This window comes from Parabacteroides goldsteinii, from assembly GCF_020091425.1.
GTDB lineage: Bacteria > Bacteroidota > Bacteroidia > Bacteroidales > Tannerellaceae > Parabacteroides > Parabacteroides goldsteinii.
Map to the genome: position 1 here is coordinate 5,269,335 of NZ_CP081906.1, position 12,035 is coordinate 5,281,369.

The window sequence follows — 12,035 nt, forward strand, 5'->3', positions numbered from 1 at the left end:
TATAATATTTAGACATTAAAAAGATGAGAAATATAGCTATTAAAACAATATCACTGGCTCTACTCATTGGGAGTACGGCTTGTAGCGACATCTTGGATAAAGGTCCGTTAGATAAGTTCTCAGAAAATGACGTATGGGAAAGTGCAGAACTGGCGCAAGCCTTTTTGTATCCCTCACAAAATTACGCTACCGGACGATTAATCTGGAGTGACAAATGGACAGACAATGATGTGATTCAAGATGACGGAGGAGCTTCCAATGTGAATAAGGAACAGATCGATCGTTATTATGATGCCGGTTGGAATCCGGATGGAAATGATAATAAAATTGGAGATATTTATGAAAACATCCGCAAATGTAATCTTATGCTTCAGAAGATGGAAGAAAACACCACTTTTTTGGAACAGGATAAAAAGCATTTGATCGCACAGGCTAAAATGCAACGTGCCATGATCTATTTCAGTCGTGCCCGCTTGTTCGGAAAACTGATGATTGTAGACCGTGTCATTGATCCAGAAGAAAATATGGAATTTCCCAGAACGGAAACAATCAAAGATACATACGACTTTATTTTGAAAGATTTGCAGGAAGCTGTTATCGATTTACCAGTTTCTGTCCCAAGCGCCGAAGTCGGTTCACTAACTCAAGGTGCCGCCTATGCGTTGATGGCAGAAGTTGCCCTTCACGGTGCTGCTTATATCGAATCAGGACAAGAGGAATACTACAACATTGCCAAGAAGGCAAGTGAAGATCTTTTCGCTCTCGGACAATATGAATTGGATACCGATTACGAAAAAATGTTCAATGAATTCGATTATGCGTTAGGTTCCAAAGAAATCATTTTGGCGCAATTCAGACACGAAAATAATACTAAATTTGCAGATACCTGGATGCAAACCCTCGTACCGAATGTAAACAACGACAAATTGAAAGAATTTGCTAAAAATCCTCCGTTAAACGATAGTTTTGAAGGTTGGATCGGCATGTTCCCTTCGGTAGACCTGGTCAATGAATACGAAGTCAAAGATGTTGACGGAACAGCCAAAGACTGGAATCAAAGCAGTTTTTACAAAAACTATCAACAAAACGGCGGATATGTATCAGATGCGATTTACCGGAATCGAGATAATCGTTTCTATGCAACAATCGTACAGGATTCCAGTACATACTTTAACAGCTTGGTTACTATGCGTGATAAAGGTAATTTACATTGGGACAGTAAAGCCGGAGGTGATTGGGGAATGGCACTTACAGGATATGTATGGCGTAAAGGGGTATATACGGCAAAACCGTTGTTAAATACGGAGCCGACTTTTTATCATCAAATTGTTTTGCGTTTGGGACGTTCTTATCTAAACTATGCAGAGGTTATGTTGCGCCAAGGTAACATCCCTACGGCTATCGAATATATAAACAAGACCCGTACCATACACGGCGGCATGCCTGAATTACCCACGAATCTATCTGCTGAAGAAGCTTGGAAAGTTTACAAACGCGAACGCCGCATCGACCTGGTACACGAAGGTGACAGATATTGGAGCTTGTTGCGATGGGGAAAGGTTGAAGGTAAAAGCACAATCGATGAATTGACGAAAGTACATCATTCTATCAGCATTTCCGAAGATGGAAAAAGTTTTGAAATTATCGCCTTACCTTATCAAACAGCTTTCAACGAACGTGTCTTTACAAAGAAAAGATATCTGTTTCCCGTGCCTGAAGGAGAAAGAATAAACAACCCGTCACTCGATCAGAACGAAGGCTGGTAATTAATAACAAATAACTATAAAAAACGAATAGAAATGAAGACGTTATATAACTATTTAATTCTGGTGTTATTAGTGATCATCAATACCTCCTGTCTGAAAGCCGGGCTGGATGAACTGGAAACATTCGATCAAAACGACATTACCAATGTCCGTTTCGAATATCGTTGGTGGGACGAAACAGAAAAAAGAATGCGGGTAATAGAAATGGAGGTAGAAAAAACGATTGATAATGATAAAAAGGAAATCTACTGTTCTATCCATGTACCGGCTGCCAATACTACTTTTACGGCAGACATCAGAGAACAGGTTTCTCTACAAACATTGGCAATCAATGTGGATGCATCTACGGCAGTTCGTATTTCTCCCGTAGGCAATGCTCCGCAAATGGGTACTTTTCCGGCCGATTTTTCTGCCAAAGAATTTACCTACAAGGTTGTTGCCGGCAATGGCGATACAGCCAATTGGACCATCATAATCTCAGATTTTAGCAAATAACATCTAGTTGACACTCATACAAGGCTGCATCATTTTTCTTTCACATGATTTTTGATGCAGCCTTTTTTTGAAATAAAATAATTTAAACTATAAATAACAACCATGAAGAAAAAAGTACTATTCATTGTGGCGTTATGTATTTCCGGAAGCTTATCCGCCCAGTACCAAATAAATTTAAGTAAAATCACACCTCCCACACTAAACTACCTGGAATTGGGTCATACCGGTCCTGCCGGAAAAGAGATCCGTGTCAACAATCTGTACATGGAAGAAGAAGGCATTCCGCAACTTCCCGTCATGGGAGAATTCCATTACAATAGAACCGACCATCGGTATTGGCGCGATGCATTGCTCAAGATGAAAGCTTCAGGCATCAATATTGTGGCAACTTACTGCATCTGGTCATTACACGAGGAAGTAGAAGGCGAACTTTCCTGGGAAGGCCATCTGAATCTCCGCTGCTTTGTAGAATTATGCAAGGAACTCGATATGAAAGTCCACCTGCGCTTCGGTCCTTATTGTAATGCGGAAATCAAGAACGGCGGTCTACCCGATTGGATTGTCAGCAACAAAAACCTGGTAACACGTTCAAACGATCCCTTGTATCTCGAATATGTCCGTCGATGGTATCAAGCCGTATACGACCAAGTAAAGGGATTACTATGGAAAGACGGAGGTCCTGTCATGGCGCTCCAACTGGAAAACGAATATGTTCGTAAAGGCATGATTATTCCGCATTTGTTAACCTTAAAAAAGATGGCAGTTGAAATAGGTTTTGATCTGCCGCTTTACAGTATGACCCACTGGATGGACAGTGAATATCCGAAAGGGGAAATCGTTCCTTACGCCGGATTCTATATCGAAGCTCCGTGGACCGCATCCGGAAAGAATGAAATACCCACTTCCAATTTTGAGTTTTTCACTTATAACCGTCTGTCTGATAATATTGGTACCGATATTATCAAACTTGAAGGAGACGTAGAATCTTTGAGCGGAGAAAATAATGACTCCCCTTTCTTCACCTGTGAAATAGGCGTAGGCACCACAGCTTTCTACCACCGCCGTGCCGTCGTTCCGGAAGAAATGGCGGGAGAAAACATCAATCTACGCTTGGGGTGCGGAGCCAATATGATGGGATATTATATGTACACCGGTGGTACTAATCCTGTCGGGAAAATAAGTACATACCAATCATCCGGTCCTCGCATCAGTTACGACTACCAGGCCCCCATCCGTGAATTCGGAACTTTGGGTACAGTCATGCAGGAAACGAAGAAATATAACTATTTCATGAATGATTTCGGAACAGCGCTGGCTCCGGCTGTAGCTTACCTACCTACCAGCAATCAGGACAGGGACAATTTGCAATGGGCCGTACGCCTGAACGAATCGGCAGGGTATCTGTTCTGTTCCAACTACTTATATAAACATACCCGGAAGGACTATAAAAATGTTCAGTTCTCTATAAAGCTCAAAGACGAAACCATCCACATACCACGCAAAAAGGTAACCGTTAAAGGCGGAACTTATTTCCTTTGGCCGTTCAACCAGCAGTTCAGCGAAGTGTTACTGAAATACTCGACAACACAACCCGTCTGTTCACTGAAAGAAGGAAATACTGATACTTATTTCTTCTTTGAAGATGATTTTATACCCGGCGAATATTTGATTGAAGACAAAGGAATCCGGAGCGTTGAAGTAAAGAACGGTACATCCCGGAAAGAAAAAAACGGGTATTTTATCGACCGGTTGACCCCGGGAAAAGAGTGTTCCATTGAAATCACGAAAGAGAATGGTTCCAAAGTACGCTTTGTTACGCTCACAGAGGAAGAATCAGATCATATATGGAAAGGGACATTGAAAGGAAAAGAATTTGTAGCTATTACTAATTCATCGTTGATCTACGATAACGATAAGATCACTCTAATCGACGATCAACCGTCAACAGAGATATGGACATATGAGGACGGTAATTTCAAGCAACAAACATTCCAAAGCAGCGCGCATAATCTGCAAGCAGAATTTCGTCCGATCACTCCGATGGAAAAAAGCCTGTGGATACGTCCAACAGAAGGTAATATAGCAAAACGTCAGTTCTCATTGAGCACATTCTCAAAAGTAGAACGCGCCTATTTACGTTATGTATCATCCGATCCAATCAGTTGTATGATCAACGGAAAAGAAACAAAAACGACATCTATGGGCAGTTATTCCTATGCTAATGTAACCGACTTCATTCAAAACGGCAACAATACGATCGAATTTAATCTTTCTAATAGAAAAGAGATCACAGCGGAAATAGAAGTTCTTTTGAAGAATGGTAAACGTATCCTCTGGAATACAGATGCAACCTGGTTATCGGCAGACAACAAACCTGTTGCAACAACTACCGGAAAGAACAAGCCTTCCGCCTTTGCTCCTGAAGAATATATAGGCCTTTATGAAGTAAAAGCTCCGGCTGCGACTTGTGGCAACGAGGAAACACGTATGTATATTTCTTATAAAGGAGATGTAGCCAACGCTTACCTGAACGGAAATCTGATCGGCGACTCCTTCTATGACGGCACAGAATGGATTCTCAGCTTAAGCCGCCTGAAAGAATCCATCGATACTAATCCGATGGTGATCCGCATCGACGGGCTGAAATCGGCTGATGTTCCTATTTATTTCGAGAAAAATGTCGTTCCGGCAGATTGTGTCGTTCCGACCATTTCCGATATACTGGTAAAACAGGAGTATCGATTCGAACTAAATAATCAATAAATCATAGATATCTATAACTGCTCTCCCGTAAGGAACAAAGTAAAAAGAATTCTGTAAGTACCACCATATCTCGCGATACTTACAGAATTCTTTACTTTTGTTCCTAAATCTTCAACAATATTTCGAAGAAGTTCCATTTTGATAAAACATTGAATATACACCAAAGAAAACCCAAAAATCGAAGTTGTCGTAACAATCGAGTCGAATGGAAAGCAACATTTCAGAGCTTGGGTTTTACCCGATGCTATATCCTTCCTGGTTGCCAATTATTCTGATGCAGGTAATGAGTTCTACTTTAATTACGACTCCAACAGGACAAGATATCTGGATTCATATATCGCCGAAGACGGAGACGTAGCCGGATGGATACAGCTTAATTTCAACTAGCACTCTATACAATAATAAAACAACTATCATTATCCTGATAATATCGAATTATGCAAAGTATTCATCTCATTTTATCAACTATAATAGAAGTCTGTTCCTTAATTTTACACAGTCTTTATTTTACTTTCTCCGTACAGAAGTAATATTAAAGACTGTGAAGAAATTCCACCGATTATATTTATAAGAACTTATAAGTCATGAAAAAACAAATTAGAAGCATAGTTTCTGTTATAGGCCTCTTTTCTTTATGTTTTACCGCCTGTTCCGTGGAACATAAAGAAGTACCATTAACATTATGGTACAATACTCCCGCCGACGCAACCGCCACGGATAATCCAAATAAAGGATATGACGATGATGCAGAGTGGCTGAAAGCCTTACCTTTAGGAAACGGTTCACTCGGTGCTATGGTCTTTGGAGATGTACACAAAGAACGTATCCAACTAAATGAAGAGACCATGTGGTCAGGAAGCATACAGGATAGCGACAATCTGGAAGCGGCCAAACATATAGAAGAAATCAAACAACTATTGTTTGACGGTAAATATAAAGAAGCCACAGACCTGACAAACCGTACACAAATATGTACCGGAAAAGGTTCCGGGCACGGACAAGGCAGCAACGCCCCTTTCGGATGTTATCAAACGATGGGCGACTTGTGGATCGACTTCGATAATAAATCGCCCTACACCGATTATCGCAGGGAACTGAATCTGGATGATGCGACAGCCAGGATTTCCTACAAACAAGGAGATGTAAATTTCAAACGTGAAATCTTTATCAGCCACCCGGATCAGTCCATGGTCATGAGAATATCTGCGGATAAAAAGCAGCAACTCTCTTTTACTTGCCGGATGAACCGGCCGGAACGCTACTCTACCTATACGGAAAACGAGCAACTGATCATGGCCGGGGCACTTTCAGACGGTAAAGGAGGAGATGGGCTTCAATACATGACAAGGTTAAAAGCTGTACCGATGAATGGTTCCGTTACGTATTCTGATTCTACCTTGACAGTGAAAGATGCGGATGAAGTTCTTCTGTTTTTAACCGCATCGACAGATTATAAGCTGGAATATCCCATCTACAAAGGACGGGATTTCAGCAGCATCACCGAAGCATCTTTAAATAAAGCTATAAACAAATCTTACAATCAGCTTTATGAAACACATGTAAAAGAATATACCGACTATTTCCAAAGAGCAAATCTGCAACTGACAAATACGCCTGATACGATCCCTACCGACATTAAGGTTATGAATGCCCGAAAAGGCATGATAGACCCTCACCTATATGAACAAATGTTCCAATATGGCCGTTACCTCCTGATCTCGTCGTCGCGACCGGGTACTATGCCCGCCAACCTGCAAGGTATCTGGGCAAACAAGCTTCAGACCGCCTGGAATGGCGATTATCATACCGACGTCAATATCGAAATGAACTACTGGCCTGCGGAAGTAACCAACCTGTCAGAAATGCATCTGCCAATGTTCGACCTGATTGCTTCGCTAGTTGAACCAGGGACCAAGACCGCACAAATCCAATACAATAAGAAGGGCTGGGTAGTACACCCTATCACGAACGTATGGGGATATACCTCTCCGGGCGAAGCAGCTTCCTGGGGTATGCACACCGGTGCTCCGGCATGGATTTGCCAACATATCGGTGAACACTATCGGTTTACAGGCGATAAAGACTTTTTACGCAAAACATATCCTGTACTGAAAGGAGCTATCGAGTTTTATATGGATTGGCTGACAGAGAACCCGAAAACAAAAGAACTAGTTTCCGGTCCTGCTGTTTCTCCGGAAAATACGTTTGTCGCTCCCGATGGCAGCCATAGCCAGATCAGCATGGGACCGGCACACGACCAGCAAACTATCTGGCAACTGTTTGACGACTTCGCCATGATATCCAGCGAATTATCCATCGACGATGATTTTACACGCCAGGTTGCTGATGCAAAAGATCGTTTGGCCGATACGAAAATTGGTTCTGACGGACGCATCATGGAATGGGCCGACGAGTTCCCTGAAGTTGAACCTGGTCACCGTCATATCTCCCACCTGTTCGCCATCCATCCGGGATCGCAGATCAATATGCTGCAAACTCCCGACCTGATCGAGGCTGCCAACAAATCGCTGGACTACCGCATCCAGCATCGCAGAGGCTATGTCGGTTGGAGTTCGGCATGGGCCATCAGCCAATATGCCCGCTTGCATCAGGCCGAAAAAGCGAAAGAGAACCTGAACGATGTCATGAAGAAATGCATCAACCCGAACCTCTTCACAATATGTCCTCCTTTCCAGATCGACGCTAACTTCGGAACAACGGCAGGGATAGCCGAAATGTTGTTACAGAGTCATGTGTACGATCAGGGAGGTTATATCATTCAATTACTTCCCTCCCTTCCTGCCGATTGGAAAAAAGGAGAATTCTCAGGCTTAAAAGCCCGGGGAGGATTTGAAGTGGCGGTGAAATGGGAAAACGGACAAATAGTCGATGCTTCCGTTAAATCGCTACAGGGGAATAAATTCCGTATCTGGTATAACGGTAATTATTTGCAGGCAAACGGTTTGAAAAAAGGGGTAATCTGGAAATGGAATAAATAGTTATTGAAAGCGCAAACCTTTGCGTACTTTTTACGAAAAGAATCAGTCTTCAAAATAACATTTTCCACTACCTTTGAAGACTGATCTTCTTACTTATACTTATAAACACAGCATGGAAAATATGAAAAACTCAAGAAGAAACTTCTTCAAAAAAGGACTGGCGGGAGCTGTCGCATTAGGCACTGCCTCCATTACCCAACCTGTATCGGCAGTTACTGCCAAAGTAAATGCGCCTACTGCAAAACGTATTGTTTTAATATCACTTGACGGAATCTGTGTAGACGGATACCTGAAGGCAAAAACTCCGAATCTGGATGCCTTGATGGCCGAAGGTTCACTCTCGCTGGATACACGTGTGGTCATGCCTTCGGTGACATTGCCTAACTGGACCAGCCATCTTTGCGGAAGCGGCCCCGAACAGCATGGTGTAGTCGATAATAGCTGGGAAATCTCCAAATTCGTATTACCTGCGATTGAAACAGATAGCAAAGGATATTACCCTTCCGTATTCAAAGTATTAAAAGAGGCACTTCCACAGGCAAAAACAGCTTTCTATTATAACTGGATCAACCTGTTCTACCCATACAATAAACAGTATCTGGATGAAGTCAGCTACCTGGAAGAAGATGCCTACGTGCCGAACTACGAGAAAGCGCTTTCTTTTCTGATGGAGAACCGGAAAAATCCGACACTGATATTCCTCTATTCCGTACATACCGACCATGCCGGGCACAAACATAAATGGATGTCTCCGGAATACATACAATCCATCGAGGAGGCGGATGTGGAAATCGGCAAATTCATCGACAAGATGAAACAGGAAGGATTATACAAAGATACCCATTTCATGTTCCTGACAGATCATGGCGGTATCGAATACGGGCATGGCGGAGTAAATACGGACGAAATGATTGTCCCCTGGGGTATCACCGGGCCGGGAATAAAGAGAGGATTCAAGATCACGGAAGCTAATAACACAGTAAACACAGCAGCCATCATCCTGCACCTGTTCAAAGTAAAACAACCCTTATCCTGGACAGGCGAGGTGATAGAGACAATATTCAAATAATTCTATAACAAAAACTATGACAACACTCAAAAGTTTTCTACTTCTTTTGTGTATCGGCTTCTCTTTGCAGGCTTATGCACAGGAAAAAGTAACCACCCGCGAAGTCCTGTCTTTAGACAAAGGATGGAGTTTCCATAAGGGAGATATCCCCTACCCGATTATTAAAGGACATAACGCGACTTACCGGAACGCTAAAGCCGGATACGTGAGTGGAGCCGCCTCCCCGAACTACGATGATTCCTCCTGGCGTATCGTAGACATCCCCCATGACTGGGCGATCGAAGGACGGGTAAACCCGGAAGCCAACCTTTCGCAGGGTTACTACGACCGCGGTTTCGGCTGGTACCGCCGTAAATTCAAACTGTCTCCCGAAGATAAAGGGAAGCACCTGGAATTACAGTTCGACGGTATTGCCACACATGCCACGATCTGGGTTAACGGAACCGTACTGCATCGCAACTGGTGCGGTTATACATCCATGTATATCGACATCACGCCGTATGCAACATATGGTGACGATGTGAATACCATTGCCGTACGCGTAGATGCAGAAGCCCAAGAAGGCTGGTGGTATGAAGGAGCAGGAATTTACCGCCACACCTGGCTGGTAAAACGCTCGCCGCTGCATATTATCACAGATGGTGTCTTTGCCAATCCTGTAAAGAAGACCGAAAGCCAGTGGGAAATACCTGTAGAGGTTTCCTTATATAACTCAGGTAAACTACCTGCCAATAGTGAAGTAGAAGTTTCTTTGTTTGCCCCGGATGGCAAATCGATCACGACACAAACCCAGAAACTCTCTGTCGGAGCATTGGGAGAAGGGATCTCAAACTTATCAATGACAGTTTCAGACCCTCAACTCTGGTCACCGGACAGTCCCGCACTTTATAAAGTCAAAACCATTGTAAAGCAAAACGGTACTGTAACGGACGAAGCCGAAACCAAATGTGGTTTCCGGACCATCCGTTTCGATAATAACACCGGTTTCTGGCTGAACGGAGAGAATATCAAGATAAAAGGCGTTTGTAACCATCAGGATCATGCCGGTGTGGGTGTCGCCGTTCCGGATGCTTTGTGGAAATTCCGCCTGCGCAAACTAAAAGAGATGGGAGTCAATGCCTATCGTGTTGCTCATAATCCGGTTGCCAAAGAATTTATGGCTGCTTGCGACAGCATAGGTATCATGGTACTGGATGAAAACAGATTGTTCAACACTTCACCCGAATATGTTCGTCAACTGGAGTGGCAAGTACGCCGCGACCGTAACTGTCCGAGCGTAATCCTCTGGTCCGTTTTCAACGAAGAACCGATGCAGGGCACGGAAAACGGGGTTGAAATGGTTCGCCGCATGTACGACGTAGTGAAGAAGATGGACCCGACACGCCCTATAACAGCTGCGATGAACGGAGGATTCTTCTCTGAATATAATGTATCGCAGGCGGTAGATGTCGGAGGATTCAATTATCAGATCGAAAGTTACGACCGTTTCCACGAAGAAAACCCGGACCTGCCTCTGACCAGTTCAGAAGATGGTTCCGCCTTTATGATCCGGGGTGAATATGTAACAGACAGGTCGAAAAACCTGATGGATTCATACGATACACAATGTGCGGACTGGGGAGCTACCCACCGCAGAGCCTGGAAAGCCGTGGCTGAACGCCCCTGGATGGCAGGGTGCTTCTACTGGACCGGATTCGATTATCATGGCGAACCGACTCCGCATCGCTGGCCTACAGTCAGCTCTTTCTTCGGTATCATGGATTTATGCGGATTCCCCAAAATGGCTTATTACCTGCATCAGGCACAATGGGTAAAGGATAAAGATGTCTTGGAACTGGTGCCTCACTGGAACTGGCCTGCCGACTCCATCGGAAAGCCTATCAAAGTAATGGCATTGAGCAACGCAGATAAAGTAAAGTTATTACTGAACGGCAAAGTAATATCCGAACAAGTGGTAGATCCGTACGAAATGAATACTTGGTCTGTTCCTTATAAACCTGGCAAGCTGGAAGCCATCGGCTACAAGAACGGAAAGATCGTCTCACGTACCAAAGTAGAGACAACTAAAGAGCCCGTCCAGGTTCGCCTGACGCCTGACCGTAACAGCCTGGCAGGTGATGGCCGGGACGCTATGCCGATAACCGTGGAGGTTGTAGACTCCAAAGGTCGTCACGTACCGACAGCCAATAACATGATGGAATTCACCCTGACAGGCCCTGCCGAAATCATCGGTGTAGGAAACGGTAATCCGAACTGTCACGAGCCGGAAAAGGGAAATAAACGTAGTCTGTTCTACGGACTGGCACAGGTCATCATACAGAGCAAAGAAGGTTCGGGTCCAATCACCCTGACAGCCTCTACTCCGGGATTAAAACCGGCTACGATCACGATCAATGCTGAGCAGGTACCCCCTATCCCCTCCATTGCGGCAGAAAATCCACCGATGTTACTGAATAGATGGGTAGCTTCTCCCCTTTCCACCGAGAAACCCGACGCCACCCGTCAGATAGCCGATAATGATATGAACAGTTGGCAACCCGTTTCAGGCGGCAACCTGATCAAACTGGAGAATGCCAATTTCGTTATTTTACGTGCGACATTCAATCCTTACCAGGCTCATCGGGAAGAAGGCGGAAGTATCCTCTTCAAACAACTGACAGGAAAAGCCGAAATCTGGCTCAACGGTCAACTGATCGGTTCAAAAACGACAGATAAGCAAGAAGACTTCACCGTTGAATTCCCTGCCGCAAAAGAGAGATGTGACCTGCGCGTTCTGCTGAACGGCACGACAGGCGAAGCCGTCGGTCTAAAAGGAAACGTGACGGTACGTACCAAACGAATGATTCCGTAATCAAGATCATCCAGGTTACGCCCGATAGTTCCGGAATTGATCACGACAGAGGAGGACGATCGCCATATGGCCGTGCGTATCCATCCACAATC

The 12,035-nt window shown here is 44.1% G+C and carries 6 protein-coding genes; all 6 read left to right on the forward strand.

Annotation, left to right across the window (positions count from 1 at the left end; translation table 11 throughout):
- Positions 1-23: 23 nt before the first annotated feature.
- Positions 24-1,766: a RagB/SusD family nutrient uptake outer membrane protein gene (locus K6V26_RS22085; protein WP_224263880.1), complete on the forward strand. Its 1,743-nt coding sequence runs from the start codon at positions 24-26 to the stop codon at positions 1,764-1,766.
- Positions 1,767-1,799: 33 nt separating this feature from the next.
- Positions 1,800-2,261, forward strand: coding sequence for a DUF5018-related domain-containing protein (locus K6V26_RS22090; RefSeq protein WP_224263881.1), 462 nt, complete (start codon positions 1,800-1,802; stop codon positions 2,259-2,261).
- A 102-nt stretch (positions 2,262-2,363) separates the two neighbouring features.
- On the forward strand, positions 2,364-5,024 hold the full coding sequence (locus K6V26_RS22095) for a beta-galactosidase (protein ID WP_224263882.1): 2,661 nt from the start codon (positions 2,364-2,366) through the stop codon (positions 5,022-5,024).
- 584 nt (positions 5,025-5,608) lie between these two features.
- Complete coding sequence (locus K6V26_RS22100) at positions 5,609-8,023, forward strand: glycoside hydrolase family 95 protein (RefSeq protein WP_224263883.1); 2,415 nt, start codon at positions 5,609-5,611, stop codon at positions 8,021-8,023.
- A 121-nt stretch (positions 8,024-8,144) separates the two neighbouring features.
- On the forward strand, positions 8,145-9,092 hold the full coding sequence (locus K6V26_RS22105) for an alkaline phosphatase family protein (RefSeq protein WP_224263884.1): 948 nt from the start codon (positions 8,145-8,147) through the stop codon (positions 9,090-9,092).
- A 16-nt stretch (positions 9,093-9,108) separates the two neighbouring features.
- Complete coding sequence (galA, locus tag K6V26_RS22110; protein WP_224263885.1) at positions 9,109-11,943, forward strand: beta-galactosidase GalA; 2,835 nt, start codon at positions 9,109-9,111, stop codon at positions 11,941-11,943.
- The last annotated feature ends 92 nt before the right edge of the window (positions 11,944-12,035 follow it).

Coding starts and splice junctions, on each gene's coding strand:
- K6V26_RS22090 (WP_224263881.1), top strand. CDS start 1,800: ATGAAGACGTTATATAACTATTTAATTCTGGTGTTATTAGTGATCATC.
- K6V26_RS22085 (WP_224263880.1), top strand. CDS start 24: ATGAGAAATATAGCTATTAAAACAATATCACTGGCTCTACTCATTGGG.
- K6V26_RS22095 (WP_224263882.1), top strand. CDS start 2,364: ATGAAGAAAAAAGTACTATTCATTGTGGCGTTATGTATTTCCGGAAGC.
- galA (WP_224263885.1), top strand. CDS start 9,109: ATGACAACACTCAAAAGTTTTCTACTTCTTTTGTGTATCGGCTTCTCT.
- K6V26_RS22100 (WP_224263883.1), top strand. CDS start 5,609: ATGAAAAAACAAATTAGAAGCATAGTTTCTGTTATAGGCCTCTTTTCT.
- K6V26_RS22105 (WP_224263884.1), top strand. CDS start 8,145: ATGAAAAACTCAAGAAGAAACTTCTTCAAAAAAGGACTGGCGGGAGCT.